Here is a 26416-nt window from a genome sequence, read left to right as displayed (position 1 = left end):
CTGGATCACACTCGGCAGGACAGCTCGTTACCTAAATATCAATGTGACATTACTGGGACGAGTGTTTAGGATGACAACTGCAAGGTCAATAGTTTGGCATATAGTTAATAGCAGAAAAATATAGACAATTTATTGACGATCAATAGCGTCAAACTTGCGTCTACTCTGTTTAAAAGAACGACCCGACTGAGCAGGCCAAGTCCGCCAAGTCCATGGAAGTCAACTGAACGCATCACCCGGAGAGTCTTCAATGAGCAGTGTTGTTGCCATCGTCAAAAGCATTGTCGGTCAAGTTTTCGCGGTCTCCCCAGAGGGCGTCCGTCGTGTACTCATTGAAGGCGATCGGCTGTTAGTCGGCGATCAGGTAGACACCGGTGCAGCGGGCGCCGTAACGCTCGAACTGGCTGACGGCCGGACCCTGGACCTGGGCCGCGACTCTCAGTGGAGCGGCAACGCTCCGGATTCCAGCAGCGGCCTGGCAGAAGCCACCGCACAAGCCGCACCATCGGTTGAAGAATTGCAGCAAGCCATTGTTGCCGGCGCCGACCCGACCAAAGACCTTGAAGCCACCGCGGCCGGCCCTGCGGCTGTCGGCACGGGCGGTGCGGCAGGTGGCGGTCACAGCTTCGTAATGCTGGATGCAACCGCTGGCCGAGTGGATGCTACCGTTGGTTTCCCAACCGACGGTCCTGATTTCGCTGCCACAACCACCACGCTCGATACCGGCAGCAATCAGAACACCACGGCCACCAACGCTCTGAGCGTACTGACCGCTGATACCGGCACACAGGCCGAAGACAGCGTCGCGACCGGCAACGTACTGAACAACGATAGCGATGCCGACACCCCTCTCAGCGTCGCCAGCTTCACCGTCGCGGGCATGACCGGCAGCTTCACCGCAGGCCAGGCGGCGGCCATCGTCGGTGTCGGTACGTTGACCATCGGCACCAATGGCAACTACACCTTTACTCCAGACGCCAACTACAACGGCGCCGTACCGCAAGTCACGTACACCACTAATACGGGATTGACCAGCACGCTGGATCTCACCGTGACGGCGGTCGATGATCCGAGTGTTTTGACTGCAGACACCCAAACCATTGCAGAAGACACGCCTGCGATCGGCAACGTGCTGAGCAACGACAGCGACATCGACAATGTCCTGAGCGTGGCCACCTTTACCATCGCCGGCGTCAATGCCACCTTCACAGCCGGCCAGACCGCCACCATTGCCAACGTCGGCACGCTGGTCATTGCCGCCGATGGCGCCTACACCTTTACCCCGGCGGCCAACTACAACGGCACGGTGCCAACGGTCAGCTACACCGTCACCGACGGTTCCGGTTCTGACGTCACCTCTACCCTGAATATCAGCGTCACCCCGGTTGATGACAGTTTCACCGATGCCAGCGAAACGGTCTCCGGTCTGGAAGATGCCCCAGTGACCGGCAGCGTCCTCAGCGGTACCTCGAGCGTCGATGGCCCGGTCAGCGTGGTGAACTTCACCATCGGTGAAACCACCTACGCCGCCGGCAGCACGGCGACCATCGCCAATGTCGGCACTCTGGTGATCGCCGCCGATGGCGCCTACACCTTCACTCCAGCGGCCAACTACAACGGCACGGTGCCAACGGTCAGCTATACCGTCACTGACGGCTCCGGTACTGACGTCACCTCGACCCTGAACATCAGCGTCACCCCGGTCGATGACAGTTTCACCGACCTCAGCGAAACCGTGACCACCAGCGAAGACGCCCCGGTGACCGGCAGCGTCCTCAGCGGTACCTCGAGCGTCGATGGCCCGGTCAGCGTGGTGAACTTCACCATCGGCGAAACCACCTACGCCGCCGGCAGCACCGCGACCATCGCCAACGTCGGCACCCTGGTGCTCGCCGCCGATGGCGCCTACACCTTCACTCCAGCGGCCAACTACAACGGCACAGTGCCAACGGTCAGCTACACCGTCACCGACGGCTCCGGTACTGACGTCACCTCGACCCTGAACATCAGCGTCACCCCGGTCGATGACAGTTTCACCGACCTCAGCGAAACCGTGACCACCAGCGAAGACGCCGCCGTCACCGGCAGCGTGCTGGCGGGTACCTCGAGCGTCGACGGCCCCGTTACGGTGCTTAACTTCACCATCGGCGAAACCACCTACGCCGCCGGCAGCACCGCGACCATCGCCAACGTCGGCACCCTGGTGCTCGCCGCCGATGGCGCCTACACCTTCACTCCAGCGGCCAACTACAACGGCACGGTGCCAACGGTCAGCTACACCGTCACCGACGGCTCCGGTACTGACGCCACCTCGACCCTGAACATCAGCGTCACCCCGGTCGATGACAGTTTCACCGACCTCAGCGAAACCGTGACCACCAGCGAAGACGCCGCCGTCACCGGCAGCGTGCTGGCGGGTACCTCGAGCGTCGACGGCCCGGTCAGCGTGGTGAACTTCACCATCGGCGAAACCACCTACGCCGCCGGCAGCACCGCGACCATCGCCAACGTCGGCACCCTGGTGCTCGCCGCCGATGGCGCCTACACCTTCACTCCAGCGGCCAACTACAACGGCACGGTGCCAACGGTCAGCTACACCGTCACCGACGGCTCCGGTACTGACGCCACCTCGACCCTGAACATCAGCGTCACCCCGGTCGATGACAGTTTCACCGACCTCAGCGAAACCGTGACCACCAGCGAAGACGCCCCGGTGACCGGCAGCGCCCTCAGCGGTACCTCGAGCGTCGATGGCCCGGTCAGCGTGGTGAACTTCACCATCGGCGAAACCACCTACGCCGCGGGCAGCACCGCGACCATTGCCAACGTCGGCACTCTGGTCATTGCCGCTGATGGCGCCTACACCTTTACCCCGGCGGCCAACTACAACGGCACGGTGCCGAGCGTGAGCTACACCGTCACCGACGGCTCCGGTACTGACGTCACTTCGACCCTGAACATCAGCGTCACCCCGGTCGATGACAGCTTCACCGATGCCAACGAATCGCGTTCCACTCTGGAAGACACCGCCCTGACCGGCAGCGTCCTCGACGGCACGAGCAGCGTCGACGGTCCAGTCAGCGTGCTCAACTTCACGGTTGGCGGCACCCAGTACCTGGCCGGTGAAACCGCGACTATCACCAACGTCGGCACCCTGGTGCTCACTGCCGATGGCGCCTACACCTTCACCCCGGCGGCCAACTACAACGGCACGGTGCCAACGGTCAGCTACACCGTCACCGACGGTTCCGGTACTGACGTCACTTCGACCCTGAACATCAGCGTCACCCCGGTCGATGACAGCTTCACCGACCTCAGCGAAACCGTGACCACCAGCGAAGACGCCGCCGTCACCGGCAGCGTGCTGGCGGGTACCTCGAGCGTCGATGGCCCGGTCAGCGTGGTGAACTTCACCATCGGCGAAACCACCTACGCCGCAGGCAGCACGGCGACCATCGCCAATGTCGGCACTCTGGTGATCGGGGCGAACGGGGCTTACACCTTTACCCCGGCGGCCAACTACAACGGCACGGTGCCAACGGTCAGCTACACCGTCACCGACGGTTCCGGTACTGACGTCACCTCGACCCTGAACATCAGCGTCACCCCGGTCGATGACAGTTTCACCGACCTCAGCGAAACCGTGACCACCAGCGAAGACGCCCCGGTGACCGGCAGCGTCCTCAGCGGTACCTCGAGCGTCGATGGCCCGGTCAGCGTGGTGAACTTCACCATCGGCGAAACCACCTACGCCGCGGGCAGCACCGCGACCATTGCCAACGTCGGCACTCTGGTCATTGCCGCTGATGGCGCCTACACCTTTACCCCGGCGGCCAACTACAACGGCACGGTGCCAACGGTCAGCTACACCGTCACCGACGGCTCCGGTACTGACGTCACTTCGACCCTGAACATCAGCGTCACCCCGGTCGATGACAGCTTCACCGATGCCAACGAATCGCGTTCCACTCTGGAAGACACCGCCCTGACCGGCAGCGTCCTCGACGGCACGAGCAGCGTCGACGGTCCAGTCAGCGTGCTCAACTTCACGGTTGGCGGCACCCAGTACCTGGCCGGTGAAACCGCGACTATCACCAACGTCGGCACTCTGGTCATCGGAGCGAACGGGGCTTACACCTTCACCCCGGCGGCCAACTACAACGGCACGGTGCCAACGGTCAGCTACACCGTCACCGACGGTTCCGGTACTGACGTCACCTCGACCCTGAATATCAGCGTCACCCCGGTTGATGACAGTTTCACCGACCTCAGCGAAACCGTGACCACCAGCGAAGACGCCCCGTTGACCGGCAGCGTCCTCAGCGGTACCTCGAGCGTCGACGGCCCCGTTACGGTGCTTAACTTCACCATCGGTGAAACCACCTACGCCGCCGGCAGCACGGCGACCATCGCCAATGTCGGCACTCTGGTGATCGCCGCCGATGGCGCCTACACCTTCACTCCAGCGGCCAACTACAACGGCGCGGTGCCAACGGTCAGCTATACCGTCACTGACGGCTCCGGTACTGACGTCACTTCGACCTTGAACATCAGCGTCACCCCGGTCGATGACAGCTTCACCGACCTCAGCGAAACCGTGACCACCAGCGAAGACGCCGCCGTCACCGGCAGCGTGCTGGCGGGTACCTCGAGCGTCGATGGCCCGGTCAGCGTGCTCAACTTCACGGTTGCCGGCACCCAGTACCAGGCCGGTGAAACCGCGACTATCACCAATGTCGGGACCCTGGTGCTCACTGCCGATGGCGCCTACACCTTTACCCCGGCGGCCAACTACAACGGCACGGTGCCAACGGTCAGCTACACCGTCACCGACGGCTCCGGTACTGACGCCACCTCGACCCTGAACATCAGCGTCACCCCGGTCGATGACAGTTTCACCGACCTCAGCGAAACCGTGACCACCAGCGAAGACGCCCCGGTGACCGGCAGCGCCCTCAGCGGTACCTCGAGCGTCGATGGCCCGGTCAGCGTGGTGAACTTCACCATCGGCGAAACCACCTACGCCGCGGGCAGCACCGCGACCATTGCCAACGTCGGCACTCTGGTCATTGCCGCTGATGGCGCCTACACCTTTACCCCGGCGGCCAACTACAACGGCACGGTGCCGAGCGTGAGCTACACCGTCACCGACGGCTCCGGTACTGACGTCACTTCGACCCTGAACATCAGCGTCACCCCGGTCGATGACAGCTTCACCGATGCCAACGAATCGCGTTCCACTCTGGAAGACACCGCCCTGACCGGCAGCGTCCTCGACGGCACGAGCAGCGTCGACGGTCCAGTCAGCGTGCTCAACTTCACGGTTGGCGGCACCCAGTACCTGGCCGGTGAAACCGCGACTATCACCAACGTCGGCACCCTGGTGCTCACTGCCGATGGCGCCTACACCTTCACCCCGGCGGCCAACTACAACGGCACGGTGCCAACGGTCAGCTACACCGTCACCGACGGTTCCGGTACTGACGTCACTTCGACCCTGAACATCAGCGTCACCCCGGTCGATGACAGCTTCACCGACCTCAGCGAAACCGTGACCACCAGCGAAGACGCCGCCGTCACCGGCAGCGTGCTGGCGGGTACCTCGAGCGTCGATGGCCCGGTCAGCGTGGTGAACTTCACCATCGGCGAAACCACCTACGCCGCAGGCAGCACGGCGACCATCGCCAATGTCGGCACTCTGGTCATCGGGGCGAACGGGGCTTACACCTTTACCCCGGCGGCCAACTACAACGGCACGGTGCCAACGGTCAGCTACACCGTCACCGACGGTTCCGGTACTGACGTCACCTCGACCCTGAACATCAGCGTCACCCCGGTCGATGACAGTTTCACCGACCTCAGCGAAACCGTGACCACCAGCGAAGACGCCCCGGTGACCGGCAGCGTCCTCAGCGGTACCTCGAGCGTCGATGGCCCGGTCAGCGTGGTGAACTTCACCATCGGCGAAACCACCTACGCCGCGGGCAGCACCGCGACCATTGCCAACGTCGGCACTCTGGTCATTGCCGCTGATGGCGCCTACACCTTTACCCCGGCGGCCAACTACAACGGCACGGTGCCAACGGTCAGCTATACCGTCACCGACGGTTCCGGTACTGACGTCACCTCGACCCTGAACATCAGCGTCACCCCGGTCGATGACAGTTTCACCGACCTCAGCGAAACCGTGACCACCAGCGAAGACGCCGCCGTCACCGGCAGCGTGCTGGCGGGTACCTCGAGCGTCGACGGCCCCGTTACGGTGCTTAACTTCACGGTTGGCGGCACCCAGTACCTGGCCGGTGAAACCGCGACTATCACCAATGTCGGCACTCTGGTCATTGCCGCTGATGGCGCCTACACCTTTACCCCGGCGGCCAACTACAACGGCACGGTGCCAACGGTCAGCTACACCGTCACTGACGGCTCCGGTACTGACGTCACTTCGACCTTGAACATCAGCGTCACCCCGGTTGACGACAGCTTCACCGATGCCAACGAATCGCGTTCCACCCTGGAAGACACCGCCCTGACCGGCAGCGTCCTCGACGGCACGAGCAGCGTCGATGGCCCGGTCAGCGTGCTCAACTTCACGGTTGGCGGCACCCAGTACCTGACCGGTGAAACCGCGACTATCACCAACGTCGGCACTCTGGTCATTGCGGCCGATGGCGCTTACACCTTTACCCCGGCGGCCAACTACAACGGCACGGTGCCAACGGTCAGCTATACCGTCACCGACGGTTCCGGTACTGACGTCACCTCGACCCTGAACATCAGCGTCACCCCGGTCGATGACAGTTTCACCGACCTCAGCGAAACCGTGACCACCAGCGAAGACGCCGCCGTCACCGGCAGCGTGCTGGCGGGTACCTCGAGCGTCGACGGCCCCGTTACGGTGCTTAACTTCACGGTTGGCGGCACCCAGTACCTGGCCGGTGAAACCGCGACTATCACCAATGTCGGCACTCTGGTCATTGCCGCTGATGGCGCCTACACCTTTACCCCGGCGGCCAACTACAACGGCACGGTGCCAACGGTCAGCTACACCGTCACTGACGGCTCCGGTACTGACGTCACTTCGACCTTGAACATCAGCGTCACCCCGGTTGACGACAGCTTCACCGATGCCAACGAATCGCGTTCCACCCTGGAAGACACCGCCCTGACCGGCAGCGTCCTCGACGGCACGAGCAGCGTCGATGGCCCGGTCAGCGTGCTCAACTTCACGGTTGGCGGCACCCAGTACCTGACCGGTGAAACCGCGACTATCACCAACGTCGGCACTCTGGTCATCGGAGCGAACGGGGCGTACACCTTCACTCCTGCCGCCAACTACAACGGCACGGTGCCGACCGTGAGCTACACCGTCACCGACGGCTCCGGTACTGACGTCACTTCGACCCTGAACATCAGCGTCACCCCGGTCGATGACAGCTTCACCGATGCCAACGAATCGCGTTCCACTCTGGAAGACACCGCCCTGACCGGCAGCGTCCTCGACGGCACGAGCAGCGTCGACGGTCCAGTCAGCGTGCTCAACTTCACGGTTGGCGGCACCCAGTACCTGGCCGGTGAAACCGCGACTATCACCAATGTCGGCACTCTGGTCATCGGAGCGAACGGGGCGTACACCTTTACCCCGGCCGAGAATTACAACGGCACGGTGCCAACGGTCAGCTATACCGTCACTGACGGTTCCGGTACTGACGTCACTTCGACCCTGAACATCAGCGTCACCCCGGTCGATGACAGTTTCACCGACCTCAGCGAAACCGTGACCACCAGCGAAGACGCCCCAGTGACCGGCAGCGTCCTCGACGGCACGAGCAGCGTCGACGGTCCAGTCAGCGTGCTCAACTTCACGGTTGGCGGCACCCAGTACCTGGCCGGTGAAACCGCGACTATCACCAACGTCGGCACCCTGGTGCTCGCCGCCGATGGCGCCTACACCTTCACTCCAGCGGCCAACTACAACGGCACAGTGCCAACGGTCAGCTACACCGTCACCGACGGCTCCGGTACTGACGCCACCTCGACCCTGAATATCAGCGTCACCCCGGTTGATGACAGCTTCACCGACCTCAGCGAAACCGTGACCACCAGCGAAGACGCCCCGGTGACCGGCAGCGTCCTCAGCGGTACCTCGAGCGTCGATGGCCCGGTCAGCGTGGTGAACTTCACCATCGGCGAAACCACCTACGCCGCCGGCAGCACCGCGACCATCGCCAACGTCGGGACCCTGGTGCTCACTGCCGATGGCGCCTACACCTTCACTCCAGCGGCCAACTACAACGGCACAGTGCCAACGGTCAGCTACACCGTCACCGACGGCTCCGGTACTGACGCCACCTCGACCCTGAACATCAGCGTCACCCCGGTCGATGACAGTTTCACCGACCTCAGCGAAACCGTGACCACCAGCGAAGACGCCGCCGTCACCGGCAGCGTGCTGGCGGGTACCTCGAGCGTCGATGGCCCGGTCAGCGTGCTCAACTTCACGGTTGGCGGCACCCAGTACCAGGCCGGTGAAACCGCGACTATCACCAACGTCGGCACTCTGGTCATCGGAGCGAACGGGGCGTACACCTTTACCCCGGCCGAGAATTACAACGGCACGGTGCCGAGCGTGACCTACACCGTCACCGACGGTTCCGGAACCAACGACACCTCGACCCTGAATATCAGCGTCACCCCGGTCGATGACAGCTTCACCGACCTCAGCGAAACCGTGACCACCAGCGAAGACGCCCCGGTGACCGGCAGCGTCCTCAGCGGTACCTCGAGCGTCGATGGCCCGGTCAGCGTGGTGAACTTCACCATCGGCGAAACCACCTACGCCGCCGGCAGCACCGCGACCATCGCCAACGTCGGGACCCTGGTGCTCACTGCCGATGGCGCCTACACCTTCACTCCAGCGGCCAACTACAACGGCACAGTGCCAACGGTCAGCTACACCGTCACCGACGGCTCCGGTACTGACGCCACCTCGACCCTGAACATCAGCGTCACCCCGGTCGATGACAGTTTCACCGACCTCAGCGAAACCGTGACCACCAGCGAAGACGCCGCCGTCACCGGCAGCGTGCTGGCGGGTACCTCGAGCGTCGACGGCCCCGTTACGGTGCTTAACTTCACGGTTGGCGGCACCCAGTACCTGGCCGGTGAAACCGCGACTATCACCAATGTCGGCACTCTGGTCATTGCCGCTGATGGCGCCTACACCTTTACCCCGGCGGCCAACTACAACGGCACGGTGCCAACGGTCAGCTACACCGTCACTGACGGCTCCGGTACTGACGTCACTTCGACCTTGAACATCAGCGTCACCCCGGTTGACGACAGCTTCACCGATGCCAACGAATCGCGTTCCACCCTGGAAGACACCGCCCTGACCGGCAGCGTCCTCGACGGCACGAGCAGCGTCGATGGCCCGGTCAGCGTGCTCAACTTCACGGTTGGCGGCACCCAGTACCTGACCGGTGAAACCGCGACTATCACCAACGTCGGCACTCTGGTCATCGGAGCGAACGGGGCGTACACCTTCACTCCTGCCGCCAACTACAACGGCACGGTGCCGACCGTGAGCTACACCGTCACCGACGGCTCCGGTACTGACGTCACTTCGACCCTGAACATCAGCGTCACCCCGGTCGATGACAGCTTCACCGATGCCAACGAATCGCGTTCCACTCTGGAAGACACCGCCCTGACCGGCAGCGTCCTCGACGGCACGAGCAGCGTCGACGGTCCAGTCAGCGTGCTCAACTTCACGGTTGGCGGCACCCAGTACCTGGCCGGTGAAACCGCGACTATCACCAATGTCGGCACTCTGGTCATCGGAGCGAACGGGGCGTACACCTTTACCCCGGCCGAGAATTACAACGGCACGGTGCCAACGGTCAGCTATACCGTCACTGACGGTTCCGGTACTGACGTCACTTCGACCCTGAACATCAGCGTCACCCCGGTCGATGACAGTTTCACCGACCTCAGCGAAACCGTGACCACCAGCGAAGACGCCCCAGTGACCGGCAGCGTCCTCGACGGCACGAGCAGCGTCGACGGTCCAGTCAGCGTGCTCAACTTCACGGTTGGCGGCACCCAGTACCTGGCCGGTGAAACCGCGACTATCACCAACGTCGGCACCCTGGTGCTCGCCGCCGATGGCGCCTACACCTTCACTCCAGCGGCCAACTACAACGGCACAGTGCCAACGGTCAGCTACACCGTCACCGACGGCTCCGGTACTGACGCCACCTCGACCCTGAATATCAGCGTCACCCCGGTTGATGACAGCTTCACCGACCTCAGCGAAACCGTGACCACCAGCGAAGACGCCCCGGTGACCGGCAGCGTCCTCAGCGGTACCTCGAGCGTCGATGGCCCGGTCAGCGTGGTGAACTTCACCATCGGCGAAACCACCTACGCCGCCGGCAGCACCGCGACCATCGCCAACGTCGGGACCCTGGTGCTCACTGCCGATGGCGCCTACACCTTCACTCCAGCGGCCAACTACAACGGCACAGTGCCAACGGTCAGCTACACCGTCACCGACGGCTCCGGTACTGACGCCACCTCGACCCTGAACATCAGCGTCACCCCGGTCGATGACAGTTTCACCGACCTCAGCGAAACCGTGACCACCAGCGAAGACGCCGCCGTCACCGGCAGCGTGCTGGCGGGTACCTCGAGCGTCGATGGCCCGGTCAGCGTGCTCAACTTCACGGTTGGCGGCACCCAGTACCAGGCCGGTGAAACCGCGACTATCACCAACGTCGGCACTCTGGTCATCGGAGCGAACGGGGCGTACACCTTTACCCCGGCCGAGAATTACAACGGCACGGTGCCGAGCGTGACCTACACCGTCACCGACGGTTCCGGAACCAACGACACCTCGACCCTGAATATCAGCGTCACCCCGGTCGATGACAGCTTCACCGACCTCAGCGAAACCGTGACCACCAGCGAAGACGCCCCGGTGACCGGCAGCGTCCTCAGCGGTACCTCGAGCGTCGATGGCCCGGTCAGCGTGGTGAACTTCACCATCGGCGAAACCACCTACGCCGCCGGCAGCACCGCGACCATCGCCAACGTCGGGACCCTGGTGCTCACTGCCGATGGCGCCTACACCTTCACTCCAGCGGCCAACTACAACGGCACAGTGCCAACGGTCAGCTACACCGTCACCGACGGCTCCGGTACTGACGCCACCTCGACCCTGAACATCAGCGTCACCCCGGTCGATGACAGTTTCACCGACCTCAGCGAAACCGTGACCACCAGCGAAGACGCCGCCGTCACCGGCAGCGTGCTGGCGGGTACCTCGAGCGTCGATGGCCCGGTCAGCGTGCTCAACTTCACGGTTGGCGGCACCCAGTACCAGGCCGGTGAAACCGCGACTATCACCAACGTCGGCACTCTGGTCATCGGAGCGAACGGGGCGTACACCTTTACCCCGGCCGAGAATTACAACGGCACGGTGCCGAGCGTGACCTACACCGTCACCGACGGTTCCGGAACCAACGACACCTCGACCCTGAATATCAGCGTCACCCCGGTCGATGACAGCTTCACCGACCTCAGCGAAACCGTGACCACCAGCGAAGACGCCCCGGTGACCGGCAGCGTCCTCGACGGCACGAGCAGCGTCGACGGTCCAGTCAGCGTGCTCAACTTCACGGTTGGCGGCACCCAGTACCAGGCCGGTGAAACCGCGACTATCACCAACGTCGGCACTCTGGTAATCGGAGCGAACGGGGCGTACACCTTTACCCCGGCCGAGAATTACAACGGCACGGTGCCAACGGTCAGCTACACCGTCACTGACGGCTCCGGTACTGACGTCACTTCGACCCTGAACATCAGCGTCACCCCAGTCGATGACAGCTTCACCGATGCCAGCGAAACGGTCTCCGGTCTGGAAGATGCCCCAGTGACCGGCAGCGTCCTCGACGGCACGAGCAGCGTCGACGGCCCCGTTACGGTGCTTAACTTCACCATCGGCGAAACCACCTACGCCGCAGGCAGCACGGCGACCATCGCCAATGTCGGCACTCTGGTGATCGGGGCGAACGGGGCTTACACCTTTACCCCGGCGGCCAACTACAACGGCACGGTGCCAACGGTCAGCTACACCGTCACCGACGGTTCCGGTACTGACGTCACCTCGACCCTGAACATCAGCGTCACCCCGGTCGATGACAGCTTCACCGATGCCAGCGAAACGGTCTCCGGTCTGGAAGATGCCCCAGTGACCGGCAGCGTCCTCGACGGCACGAGCAGCGTCGATGGCCCGGTCAGCGTGCTCAACTTCACGGTTGGCGGCACCCAGTACCAGGCCGGTGAAACCGCGACTATCACCAACGTCGGCACTCTGGTCATCGGAGCGAACGGGGCGTACACCTTTACCCCGGCCGAGAATTACAACGGCACGGTGCCAACGGTCAGCTACACCGTCACTGACGGCTCCGGTACTGACGTCACTTCGACCCTGAACATCAGCGTCACCCCAGTCGATGACAGCTTCACCGATGCCAGCGAAACGGTCTCCGGTCTGGAAGATGCCCCAGTGACCGGCAGCGTCCTCGACGGCACGAGCAGCGTCGACGGCCCCGTTACGGTGCTTAACTTCACCATCGGCGAAACCACCTACGCCGCAGGCAGCACGGCGACCATCGCCAATGTCGGCACTCTGGTGATCGGGGCGAACGGGGCTTACACCTTTACCCCGGCGGCCAACTACAACGGCACGGTGCCAACGGTCAGCTACACCGTCACTGACGGCTCCGGTACTGACGTCACTTCGACCTTGAACATCAGCGTCACCCCGGTTGACGACAGCTTCACCGATGCCAACGAATCGCGTTCCACCCTGGAAGACACCGCCCTGACCGGCAGCGTCCTCGACGGCACGAGCAGCGTCGATGGCCCGGTCAGCGTGCTCAACTTCACGGTTGGCGGCACCCAGTACCTGACCGGTGAAACCGCGACTATCACCAACGTCGGCACTCTGGTCATCGGAGCGAACGGGGCGTACACCTTCACTCCAGCCGCCAACTACAACGGCACGGTGCCGACCGTGACCTACACCGTCACCGACGGTTCGGGAACCAACGACACCTCGACCCTGAACATCAGCGTCACGCCGGTCGATGACAGCTTCACCGATGCCAGCGAAACGGTTTCCACCCTGGAAGACACCGCCCTCACCGGCAGCGTCCTCACCGGTACCAGCAGCGTTGACGGTCCAGTCAGCGTGGTCAATTTCACCATCGGTGCGACCACTTACGCAGCAGGCGCCACGGCGACTATCACCAATGTCGGGACCCTGGTGATCGGGGCTAACGGTGCGTACACCTTCACTCCAGCCGCCAACTACAACGGCAGAGTGCCAAGCGTGACCTACACCGTCACCGACGGTTCGGGCAGCAACGACACCTCGACCCTGAAAATCAGCGTCACGCCGGTCAACGACAACTTCACCGACGCCAGTGAAACTGTCACGATCAAAGAAGACACTTTCGCGACCGGCAATGTGCTATCGGGTACTTCAAGCGTCGACGGTCCAGTCAGCGTGCTCAACTTCACCGTCGGAAATATCACCTACGCCGCCGGCGCCCCGGCGATTATCGCCAACGTCGGTCTCCTGGTGATCTGGGCTAACGGTGTATACGCCTTCACTCCAGCCGCCAACTACAACGGCACGGTGCCGACCGTCAGCTACACCGTCACCGACGGTTCCGGTACTGACGTCACCTCGACCTTGAACATCAGCGTCACACCGGTCAACGACAACTTCATCGATGCCAGTGAAACCGTCACGGTCAACGAAGACACGGTGGCTACCGGCAACGTGCTGACCGGCACGAGCAGCGTCGATGGCCCGGTCAGCGTGGTCAACTTCACCATCGGTGCGACCACCTACGCGGCAGGCACCACGGCGACCATCGCCAACGTCGGGACCCTGGTGATCGGGGAGAACGGGGCTTACACCTTTACCCCAAACGAGAACTACAACGGCAGCGTGCCAACGGTCAGCTACACCGTCACCGACGGTTCGGGCGGCAACGACACCTCGACCCTGAACATCAGCGTCACCCCGGTCAACGACAACTTCATCGATGCCAGTGAAACCGTCACGATCAACGAAGACACGGTGGCTACCGGCAACGTGCTGACCGGTACGTCGAGCGTCGACGGTCCAGTCAGCGTGGTGAACTTCACCATCGGTGAAACCACCTACGCCGCTGGCAGCACCGCGACCATCGCCAACGTCGGCACTCTGGTCATCGGAGCGAACGGGGCGTACACCTTCACTCCGGCGACCAACTACAACGGCACGGTGCCAAGCGTGACCTACACCGTCACCGACGGTTCCGGCAGCAACGACACCTCGACCCTGAACATCAGCGTCACCCCGGTCGATGACAGCTTCACCGATGCCAGCGAAACGGTCTCCACTCTGGAAGACACCGCCGTTACCGGCAGCATCCTCGACGGCACGAGCAGCGTCGATGGCCCGGTCAGCGTGCTCAACTTCACCATCGGTGAAACCACCTACGCCGCTGGCAGCACCGCGACCATCGCCAACGTCGGCACTCTGGTAATCGGAGCGAACGGCACCTCCACCTTCACCCCAGCCGCCAACTACAACGGCACGGTACCGAAGGTCAGCTACACCGTCACCGACGGTTCCGGCAGCAATGTCACCTCGACCCTGGACATCAACGTAACACCGGTCAATGACCCGAGCGTCCTGACCGCGGATACCAACACTGTCGATGAAGACCACGTTGCAACCGGCAACGTGCTCGGCAACGATAGCGATGTCGACAACGATCTGAGTGTCGCGACATTCACCGTACAAGGCGTCACCGGTTCCTTTACCGCGGGTCAAGTCGCGACTATCGCCGGTGTCGGCACTGTGACTATCGCCGCCAACGGCGACTACAGTTTCACCCCAACGGCGAACTGGAACGGCACCGCTCCGCAGATCAGCTATACCACCAACACCAATTCCATCAGCACGCTGGACATCGCAGTCAACTCGGTCAATGACGCTCCGACCGTCAGTACCACCTCGGCCAGCGGTGATGAAGATCAATTGATTACCGTGCAGCTCGGCGGCAATGACATCGACGGCAGCGTCGACCACTTCAGCCTGACCAGCCTGCCAGCCAATGGCGTGTTTTACGCTGATGCCGCCGGGACCATCGCGTTGACCGCCAACAGCGTGATCTCCGCAACCGCCAACGGCGCAACGATTTACTTCAAGCCTACTGGCGACTGGAGTGGCACCACCAACTTCACCTACAGCTCGACCGACAACCAGGGCATGCCCTCAGCGTCTTCGGCAACCGGCACAATCGTCGTCGCGCCAATAACCGACACCCCAAGCCTGTCACTGACCGGTGGCGGAATAGTCGTCTCGACTGACCTCCAGGAAGTCGCTTTGAACGGCGCCTATGGCGACGTCGATGTCAGCAAGCTCGGCAACGGCGCATGGCACACTGACAACAACGGTAGCAGGGTCGAAATCGGCAAGGCCAGCGTCTACGGTGCCGGCACCGATAACCAGGTCATTGAATTGGAGCGCAACGCCGGCGATGCAAGCAACCTCTACACCACTATCGATGCCAAGGCCGGCAGCACCTATAACGTGTCGTTCGACTATGCACCGCGTGCTGGTGTGGATAACTCGCTCATCAATGTGTACTGGGGTGGCCAACTCATTGGCACCCTGAACACCTCGACCACCGGCATGCAGCACTACAGCTTCGACGTTCCGGTCACTGCCGATGGCAACCAGAAACTCGAGTTCCGCGCCGGTGACAGCAATAGCCTGGGCGGCCTGCTGGACAACATCAACGTCACTCAGGTGCTCAACTCGGGCCTTGAAGACAACGCGATCCTGTTGTCAACCATCCAGGCCCACACCAACGACGCCGACGGCTCGGAAACACTCACCATCACACTGGGCGACTTGCCGACGGGGTCCAGTCTCACCGATGGCACCCACACCTTCAACGCTACCGACGGCTCGACCTCGGTGGACATCACGGGCTGGGGCCTGTCCACGCTCAAACTGACACCACCGACGAACTTCAATGGCGACATCACCCTGACCGTAACGGCCACCGCCAAAGACGGCGATGCCCCAAGCGCCAGCACCTCACTGCCACTGGTGGTGCACGTTGCTCCCGTCGATGACGCAAGCGTGCTCCAGGTGGACCAGATCACCGTCGACGAAGACCACGACGCGATCGGCAACGTGCTGACCAACGACCACGATATCGATAATGTCCTGAGCGTCTCCAGCTTCAGCGTGAATGGGGTCAACGGCAGCTTCACGGCGGGCCAGACCGCGACCATTACCGGTGTCGGAACGCTGATCATCGCCAGCAACGGCGACTACACCTTCAAGCCGGCGGCCGACTGGAATGGCAACGTTCCGCAGGTGACATACACCACCAGCACCGGCTCGAGCAGTACGCTGAACATCAGCGTCACCCCGGTCGACGACAGTTTCACCGATGCCAACGAATCGCGCTCCACCCTGGAAGACACCGCCCTTAGCGGCAGCGTCCTCGACGGCACGAGCAGCGTCGATGGCCCGGTCAGCGTGGTCAACTTCACGGTTGGCGACACCCAGTACCTGGCGGGCGCCACGGCGACTATCGCCAACGTCGGCACCCTGGTGATCGGGGCGAACGGGGCTTACACCTTTACCCCGGCGGCGAACTACAACGGCACGGTGCCAACGGTCACCTACACCGTCACCGACGGTTCGGGAACCAACGACACCTCGACCTTGAACATCAGCGTCACCCCGGTCGACGACAGCTTCACCGATGCCAACGAATTGCGTTCCACCCTGGAAGACACCGCCCTGACCGGCAGCGTCCTCGAGGGCACGAGCAGCGTTGACGGTCCAGTCAGCGTGGTCAACTTCACGGTTGGCGGCACCCAGTACCTGGCGGGCGCCACGGCGACTATCGCTAACGTCGGCACCCTGGTGATCGGGGCGAACGGTGCCTACACCTTTACCCCGGCGGCCAACTACAACGGCACGGTGCCGACCGTGACCTACACCGTCACCGACGGTTCGGGAACCAACGACACCTCGACCCTGAACATCAGCGTCACCCCGGTCGACGACAGTTTCACCGATGCCAACGAATCGCGCTCCACCCTGGAAGACACCGCCCTGACCGGCAGCGTCCTCGACGGCACGAGCAGCGTCGACGGTCCAGTCAGCGTGCTCAACTTCACGGTTGGCGGCACCCAGTACCTGGCCGGTGAAACTGCGACTATCGCCAACGTCGGCACCCTGGTGATCGGGGCGAACGGGGCTTACACCTTTACCCCGGCGGCGAACTACAACGGCACGGTGCCAACGGTCACCTACACCGTCACCGACGGTTCGGGAACCAACGACACGTCGACCCTGAACATCAGCGTCACCCCGGTCGACGACAGTTTCAGCGATGCCAACGAATTGCGTTCCACCCTGGAAGACACCGCCCTGACCGGCAGCGTCCTCGAGGGCACGAGCAGCGTTGACGGTCCAGTCAGCGTGGTCAACTTCACGGTTGGCGGCACCCAGTACCTGGCGGGCGCCACGGCGACTATCGCTAACGTCGGCACCCTGGTGATCGGGGCGAACGGTGCCTACACCTTTACCCCGGCGGCCAACTACAACGGCACGGTGCCGACCGTGACCTACACCGTCACCGACGGTTCGGGAACCAACGACACCTCGACCCTGAACATCAGCGTCACCCCGGTCGACGACAGTTTCAGCGATGCCAACGAATCGCGTTCCACCCTGGAAGACACCGCCCTGACCGGCAGCGTCCTCGACGGCACGAGCAGCGTTGACGGTCCAGTCAGCGTGCTCAACTTCACGGTTGGCGGCACCCAGTACCTGGCCGGTGAAACTGCGACTATCACCAACGTCGGCACCCTGGTGATCGGGGCGAACGGGGCTTACACCTTTACCCCGGCGGCGAACTACAACGGCACCGTGCCAACGGTCACCTACACCGTCACCGACGGTTCGGGAACCAACGACACCTCGACCCTGAACATCAGCGTCACCCCGGTCGACGACAGCTTCACCGATGCCAACGAATCGCGTTCCACCCTGGAAGACACCGCCCTGACCGGCAGCGTCCTCGAGGGCACGAGCAGCGCTGACGGTCCAGTCAGCGTGGTCAACTTCACGGTTGGCGGCACCCAGTACCTGGCGGGCGCCACGGCGACTATCGCCAACGTCGGCACCCTGGTGATCGGGGCGAACGGTGCCTACACCTTTACCCCGGCGGCCAACTACAACGGCACGGTGCCGACCGTGACCTACACCGTCACCGACGGTTCGGGAACCAACGACACGTCGACCCTGAACATCAGCGTCACCCCGGTCGACGACAGTTTCAGCGATGCCAACGAATTGCGTTCCACCCTGGAAGACACCGCCCTTAGCGGCAGCGTCCTCGACGGCACGAGCAGCGTCGATGGCCCGGTCAGCGTGGTCAACTTCACGGTTGGCGACACCCAGTACCTGGCGGGCGCCACGGCGACTATCGCCAACGTCGGCACCCTGGTGATCGGGGCGAACGGGGCTTACACCTTTACCCCGGCGGCGAACTACAACGGCACGGTGCCAACGGTCACCTACACCGTCACCGACGGTTCGGGAACCAACGACACCTCGACCTTGAACATCAGCGTCACCCCGGTCGACGACAGCTTCACCGATGCCAACGAATTGCGTTCCACCCTGGAAGACACCGCCCTGACCGGCAGCGTCCTCGAGGGCACGAGCAGCGTTGACGGTCCAGTCAGCGTGGTCAACTTCACGGTTGGCGGCACCCAGTACCTGGCGGGCGCCACGGCGACTATCGCCAACGTCGGCACCCTGGTGATCGGGGCGAACGGTGCCTACACCTTTACCCCGGCGGCCAACTACAACGGCACGGTGCCGACCGTGACCTACACCGTCACCGACGGTTCGGGAACCAACGACACCTCGACCCTGAACATCAGCGTCACCCCGGTCGACGACAGTTTCACCGATGCCAACGAATCGCGCTCCACCCTGGAAGACACCGCCCTGACCGGCAGCGTCCTCGACGGCACGAGCAGCGTCGACGGTCCAGTCAGCGTGCTCAACTTCACGGTTGGCGGCACCCAGTACCTGGCGGGCGCCACGGCGACTATCGCCAACGTCGGCACCCTGGTGATCGGGGCGAACGGGGCTTACACCTTTACCCCGGCGGCCAACTACAACGGCACGGTGCCGACCGTGACCTACACCGTCACCGACGGTTCGGGAACCAACGACACGTCGACCCTGAACATCAGCGTCACCCCGGTCGACGACAGTTTCAGCGATGCCAACGAATTGCGTTCCACCCTGGAAGACACCGCCCTGACCGGCAGCGTCCTCGAGGGCACGAGCAGCGTTGACGGTCCAGTCAGCGTGGTCAACTTCACGGTTGGCGACACCCAGTACCTGGCGGGCGCCACGGCGACTATCGCCAACGTCGGCACTCTGGTCATCGGAGCGAACGGGGCTTACACCTTCACTCCAGCCGCCAACTACAACGGCACGGTGCCAACGGTCAGCTACACCGTCACCGACGGTTCGGGCGGCAACGACACCTCGACCCTGAACATCAGCGTCACCCCGGTTGACGACAGTTTCACCGATGCCAACGAATCGCGTTCCACCCTGGAAGACACCGCCCTGACCGGCAGCGTCCTCGAGGGCACGAGCAGCGTTGACGGTCCAGTCAGCGTGGTCAACTTCACGGTTGGCGGCACCCAGTACCTGGCGGGCGCCACGGCGACTATCGCCAACGTCGGCACTCTGGTCATCGGAGCGAACGGGGCTTACACCTTCACTCCAGCCGCCAACTACAACGGCACGGTGCCGACCGTGACCTACACCGTCACCGACGGTTCGGGAACCAACGACACGTCGACCCTGAACATCAGCGTCACCCCGGTCAACGACGCACCGACCGCCGCACCGGTTAACGTCACCGGCACCGAAGACACCCCGCTGATCCTCGGCTGGTCGACCTTCGGCGTCAGCGATGTCGACAGCCCCGCCGCCAGCCTCGGTGTAAAAATCACCGGCCTGCCGGGCGACGGCAAGTTGCAGTATCTGAACGGCTCGACCTGGACCGACCTGACGCCTAACCAGACCATCACCAAGGCTGACATCGACGCTGGCAAGTTACGCTTTATGCCAGATGCCAATGAGTCTGGCGCCAACGGTAACCCCAGCGGCATGGGCGACCAAAAGGCGGATTACGCACAGATCCAGTTCCAGCCAACCGACGGCGCACTGCTGGGCAATACCGGCACAATCAAAATCGACATCACCCCGGTGGCTGATGCGCCAACGCTGAACGTCGCCAGCAACAACGTAACCTCGACGGGCTTGATCAAAGAAGCCTGGACCGGCCTGGCCGGACTTGGCACCAATGGTAACGGCGCGCCAACTGACACGCTGAAATCGGTGATCGATGCGGCTGGCAAGGCGAACTCCAGCAGCACCGTCACCAACGTGCAATCCAGTGGCGATGTGGCTGCGGGCACCGCATCGAAAACCTCCGGCCTGATTTACCTCGAAGCCGGCAAGACTTACACCTTCAGCGGCACCGGCGATGACAGTCTGTTGGTGACCATCGGCGGCAAAAACGTGGCCAGTGCTTTGTGGGGGAATGGCGGGGCGATCACGGGGACGGGCTTCGTGCCGACTACCAGTGGCTACTACACCATCGACATCTACCACCACAACCAGAGCGGCCCGGGCAGCTATGACGTCAACCTGTCGGTCAACGGCGGTACAGCGGTCGACCTGAGCAGCACCGGTGTGCCGCTGTACTCCGGCGTGGCGGATCTGGCTGCTTCCGGCGTGACTGTTTCCGACCTGCATGGCACCAATGGCGAAGGCTACTACGACGGCTACAAACTCAACACGGGCGCCGAAGGCACCAGCGTTCATCTGTCTGCAATCACCACCGTACGGACAGACGTCGACGGCTCCGAAAGCCTGGGCGTGAAAATCAGCGGCATTCCAGCAGGCGCGGTACTCACCGATGGCGCCGGCCACACCTTCACCGCCACCGCGACGTCCGGCGAAGCCAATGTCACCGACTGGACCCTCAGTTCCCTGACCGTGACCCCGCCTGCGTATTACAACGGGCAGTTCAACCTGACCGTGACCTCGACCTCCACCGAATCGCTCGGTGGTTCTGCGGCCAGTGTCGCAACGATTCCCATCACGGTTTACCCGGCGGTCTACAACCCGATCACTGGCACCGCAGGAAACGACAATGTCGTCGGCACCGATGGCAATGACATCGTAGTGGCCGATATCGGCGGCCTGACGGTCATACCGGGCCAGAATTACAACATCGCGTTCATGGTCGACAGCTCGGGCAGCATGAGCGCGTCCTCCGTAACGTCGGCGAAGAATTCCCTGATAGCGGTGTTCACCTCGCTGATCGCCAGCGCCACCTCGCCAAACGCGAGCGCCGGCACCGTGAAAGTATTCCTCGTGGACTTCGATACACAGGTCAACAAATCGATTTCGATCGATCTGTCGAAAGCGGGCGCTCTGGACCAATTGAAGGGGGTCCTCAACAGCATGCAGTCTGGTGGTTACACCAACTACGAAGACGTATTCAAAACCACCGCAAACTGGTTCAAAGGCCCTGACGCGCTGAGCAACTCCAACGCGACCAACCTCACCTATTTCATCACCGATGGTGAGCCGACCGCTTATACGAAGGACGAACAAACCAATCCGCTGGTCGTCGACTTCAAGTCCAATAGCGCTACCGACCTTTACCTCGATAACGTTTTGAAGGATGTCCGCTACACGCCGGGTACCGAGTTCAAGATGGTCATCGGCGGTGAAAGTCGCGTGGTTATTGATACCTCGGGTGTTTTGTACAAATGGAGCGAAAACTCGAAAAACGAATGGAGCTCGAAACCGTACAGCTCCAACCTGCAAGTTCACGCCCAGGGTGACGGCACCTTTGAACTATCGGATTACGCAGGCAGCGGCGATGTCGACAGCACCAGTGCGAGCAATGCGGCAACCGCGTTCGCGTTGTTTGCTGCCGCAAACTCCAAGGTACAAGCCATTGGCGTGAACAGCGATGTCTCGGAAGGCGACCTCTCGCCGTATAACACCGCCAATGGAAAACCGCTGGCCAACATCAACCCGGATGATCTGGCCAACGCAATTCTCGGCCACAGCGAAGCGACCCTTCCGGGCAAGGACACCATCAACGGCGGCGATGGCAACGACATCATCTTCGGCGATCTGGTGAGCTTCACTGGCGTGACGGGTGAGGGCTACACCGCGTTGCAGGCTTTTGTCGGCAAGGAAACCGGCATCGAAACCAACAAAGTCACCTCAAGCAACGTGCACCAGTACGTCACCGAGCACTACTCCACGTTCGATGTGTCTGGCGCCCACGATGGTGACGATACGCTGTTGGGTGGTGCTGGTAACGACATCATTTTCGGGCAGGGCGGTGACGACAAACTCTACGGCGGCAGCGGCAACGACATCCTGCTCGGTGGCACTGGCAACGATTTGCTGAACGGTGAGGCCGGCAATGACTTCCTCATCGGTGGCGCTGGCACAGATACGCTGGACGGTGGTGCCGGTAATGACACCCTCCTCGGTGGCAGTGGCAACGACACGCTGATCGGCGGCTTGGGTGGCGACACCTTCGTCTGGAAAGCAGGCGATACCGGCACCGACGTGATCAAGGACTTCAATGCCAATGAAGGCGACCGCATCGACCTGCGTGATCTGTTGCAGAACGAGAGCGGCAGCACCATCGATAACTTCCTGAAGATCACCACGTCGGGCGGCGTCTCGTCCCTGGAGGTCAACTCCGCCGGCAATTTCAACAGCGCCGACGCGACTGCGGCCAAAGCGGATGTGACGATCAAACTGGAAGGTAACAACTGGTCCACCGCCAACCTGCATAACCTGATTGCCGGTAGCGATCCAACCATCAAGGTTGACCACAACAACAGCTGATCAAACGAAAAACGGCCGCCCTTATGGGGCGGCCGTCACGTTTGTGCCTTTCTCCACGGTGACGATTTCTTCGCCGCACCGCATACTCGCGTTCAGTTGGCCTATGCTGCTGACAGCATGACGCTGGTCCATTTCTGAGGGATGTTCAATGTTCTACGTGCAACGCGATGCGCAAGGCCAGTTAGTGCGCGTGGAAGCCGCGGCCTACGCCGAGGCCACGGAAACACTGCCGGCCGACAACCATGAAATTCAGACCTGGTATGCCAACGAAGTGATGGAAACCAGCCTCAAGCAGCTCAAGCAGAGCGACCTGGAAATGATCCGGGTACTCGATGACTTGATCCAGGTGCTGACCAGCAAAGGCGTGATCCGCGTCACCGACCTGCCGTCGGCGGCACAAGCCAAACTGATGGACCGCAACCAGGCCCGTGAAGCGTTGGGCGGGTTGAGCCAGTTGATTGATGATGAAGAGACGGGGTTGATCTAACCCCCCGTCATTGTTGGTGTCTGCGCTGACGCCTTCGCGAGCAAGCCCGCTCCCACATTGAATCCTCGTCGTTCACACAAGCTGTGTTCATTGAAGATCTAATGTGGGAGAGGGCTTGCTCGCGAAGGCGATGGTCATTTCACCAAAAAAATTCCCTGTTAATCCTGGACCGAACCCGCCGCCAACTCTGGCAATTCAAGATGATCGAGCGCCCGCTCTACCAACAAATGAACCCCGTCGGCCATTCGGCTAAGCGCCAGCGCGACGCAGCGGCGTGTGCCTTCTACATCGTCGGCCAGGTCGGCGGCGATGGCGCTGATGGAGAGCAGGTCTTCGGAGGCATTGGCCAGGAGGGCTTCGGTGGGGATGTCGGGGGAGACGGTGAAGAGGCGGCCTCTGCGGGGAGAAGGCGGATTTGGGGTCACTTTGAACATAAGAAAACTTCCTAAACAGTCAGTTGGGACCGTCACCGTTCGCTTGCACGCGAATAGGGTGGCGGCCGTGCGCAGGTGTGCAAGACCGGGACTGTTTAGGACACCCAGCAGATCCGAGGATCTCCTGCGCGCAGCCGCCATAAAGCAGCGAGCATATAAATGCTCATCGTGAGATGGGGCAATACGCAACCTAAACAGGTTGGTCGGACTTGCACGTCCGTGTCACCGATTATTCAGTGACAAAGCCAGACTAGACCTGCGCTTTGCCCGGAACACGTTCACCAAAACCGACGCAACTCGAAGGAAATCTCCTAGGAATTTGCCTTCAGATTTTCCGGTGACTGCACTGACGCCATCGCGAGCAAGCTTGCTCCTACAGGGGTTTTTGTCGTTCTCACAGTCTGTGTTCACTGAAGATCTACTGTAGGAGTGAGCCTGCTCGCGATGAGGGCATCCGCCTCACCGCCAAGGCTTGGGCTCACCAAACAACTGCCCCTGAACGCCATAGATCCCCATCTCCCGAATCACCGACAGCTCCCCTTCAGTCTCGACCCGCTCGGCAATCAACGGCAAATCGATGCTATGCGCCGCGCGCTGGATCGCCTCGATGAACAGGCGCTTGTCGCTCTCCTGATCAATCGCCCGAATGTAACCGCCGTCGATCTTCAAGTACGCCAACCCAAGCCGCGCCAGGTTGCCGATCATGCTGAAGCGTCCGCCAAAGCGCTGCAGGCTCAGGGAGAAGCCGAGTTCTCGCAGGCGCCGCGTCAGCTCTTCCAGCATCGCTTGCTCCGGCAACTGTTCCTCGCCGATTTCCAGCGTCAGGCGTGGCCCAAGATTAGAGTTCGCGCGCAAAATCTCGAAAACTTTATTCAGCGCCTGCGCATCGCCCAACGTCGCCGACGACAGGTTCAGCGCCAGCGACTCTTCGTGACCCGCCATCTGCTCCAGCACCAATTCCAACATCAGCCGATCCAGCCGCGCGGTCCAGCCAAAACGTTCCAGCCACGGCAGGAAGCGCCCGGCAGGAATAGTCTGCCCCTGCTCGTCGACCAGGCGCGACAGCACTTTGTAATGCAACACCAGTTGCGTGTCCTGGCTGGCCACGACTGGTTGGAAATACAATTGGAACCGTCGCTGATTCAACGCCTGGTCCAGCAAGTTGTTCCAGGCATGATGGTCATCGCCGACGCTGGCCGATGCACTGTGATCCAGACACGCCCAGCTCGGCTCGCCCTGGGTTTCCGCCTGGGCCAGCGCCTGATCGCCCAGCCCGAGCACTGCTTGTGGGGAGTCGCCATGAAGGAACGGCGCCAAGCCGATCGAAGCCACCGAGGCCACGTCGGTGGCGCCCGTCGCATGCAGGCTGGCCAAGGCACTGTCGAGGTTCTGCGCCAGCTGCAACGCCTCCTCACGCACCAGCCCCGGCGCCAACACAGCGAACTCGCCGCCGCGAATCCGCGTGATGAGATTCTGGGTTTCCGGGTACTTGGCACACTCGCGGGACAACTGCTCGCCCACCGCTTTCAATAACTGGTCGGTGCGCTGGCCGCCCAAGCGCTGATTCAACCCTGCCAGGTCCTTGACCCGCAACAACAGCAGATAACCGGAACTGGCTTGCTCCGGATTGCTCACCCGGGCGTTCAATTGCATCTCGAAATAACGACGGTTGGCGAGCCCGGTGAGGTTGTCCTGATAAGACTCGACCCGCAGTTTTTCACTGCGTTCGGCCTGTTCCTGGAACAACGCCTTGAGCTTCTCGACCATCTGGTTCATGGCCTGCACCACGCGACGCAGTTCGGGGGTGCGCGGCAGTTCCGGCAGGCTGAGAAATTCGCGGCGGGCGATGGCGTGGGATTGCTTGACCATGTAATCCAGCGGTTTCAATTGCCGACGCAACAACAGCGCCCCCAGCACCGCGCTCACGGCGCCGCAAACCAACAACCAGCCGAGACTCCCCAGCGCGCTCTGCCACAGCTTGGCCAGCGCAAACATCGGGTGGCTGACCACCTCGACCCGCGCCGCTTGCTCCCAACCACGGCTGACAATCGCATCGCCACCTGCGGCTTCGAGACCAATCATTTTGACGAACCAGTCCGGCACGTTGTTCACCGCCGGAATCCCGCTGCGCTCGACGATGGTATTGTCGTTGCTCAGGTCGACGACGCGGATGCTTGAGTAGTACCCACTGTCGAAAATCGAACTGACCAGCAGCTCGACCATCGCCGGGTCGTCGATGTTCGGTGTCAGAGACAGCGCCAGCGCCGTCGCGGCGTCTTGGGCGTGGGAGCGCAACTGGTTGACGTACTGGGTGCGCGAGCTTTCCAGACTGACCATGAAGCTGCCGGTGAAGGCGACCACCAGGAACAGACAGATAGCGATCAACAGCTGTTTGAACAAAGACATCTGAGC

At 62.2% G+C, this 26416-nt stretch carries 4 protein-coding genes; 2 read left to right on the top strand and 2 right to left on the bottom strand.

The features are described 5' to 3' along the window. Positions 1–250: 250 nt before the first annotated feature. A complete protein-coding gene (locus ACA048_RS00720) occupies positions 251–23083 on the top strand; it encodes a retention module-containing protein (RefSeq protein WP_497627536.1) in 22833 nt (7610 codons plus the stop codon). 148 nt (positions 23084–23231) lie between these two features. After that, on the top strand, positions 23232–23570 hold the full coding sequence (locus ACA048_RS00715; RefSeq protein ID WP_497627535.1) for a tryptophan synthase subunit beta: 339 nt from the start codon (positions 23232–23234) through the stop codon (positions 23568–23570). A gap of 158 nt (positions 23571–23728) precedes the next feature. On the opposite strand, the gene ACA048_RS00710 is transcribed toward ACA048_RS00715, so the two are convergent. Together ACA048_RS00710 and lapD are read right to left on the bottom strand one after the other, a co-directional pair. Next, positions 23729–24004 carry a DUF6124 family protein gene (locus ACA048_RS00710; RefSeq protein WP_497627534.1) on the bottom strand — a complete coding sequence of 92 codons (276 nt, stop codon included), beginning with the start codon at positions 24002–24004 and terminating at the stop codon, positions 23729–23731. A gap of 459 nt (positions 24005–24463) precedes the next feature. Next, positions 24464–26410 carry a cyclic di-GMP receptor LapD gene (lapD, locus tag ACA048_RS00705; protein ID WP_497627533.1) on the bottom strand — a complete coding sequence of 649 codons (1947 nt, stop codon included), beginning with the start codon at positions 26408–26410 and terminating at the stop codon, positions 24464–24466. Positions 26411–26416: the final 6 nt, after the last annotated feature.

It is taken from the genome of Pseudomonas sp. LBUM1659 (assembly GCF_059716045.1).
This window is presented reverse-complemented; position numbering and strand designations above follow the sequence as displayed.

What these genes read in the sequence shown, in the direction of transcription:
- ACA048_RS00720 (WP_497627536.1), top strand. Translation starts at nt 251, where the DNA reads ATGAGCAGTGTTGTTGCCATCGTCAAAAGCATTGTCGGTCAAGTTTTC.
- ACA048_RS00715 (WP_497627535.1), top strand. Translation starts at nt 23,232, where the DNA reads ATGTTCTACGTGCAACGCGATGCGCAAGGCCAGTTAGTGCGCGTGGAA.
- ACA048_RS00710 (WP_497627534.1), bottom strand. Translation starts at nt 24,004, where the DNA reads ATGTTCAAAGTGACCCCAAATCCGCCTTCTCCCCGCAGAGGCCGCCTC.
- lapD (WP_497627533.1), bottom strand. Translation starts at nt 26,410, where the DNA reads ATGTCTTTGTTCAAACAGCTGTTGATCGCTATCTGTCTGTTCCTGGTG.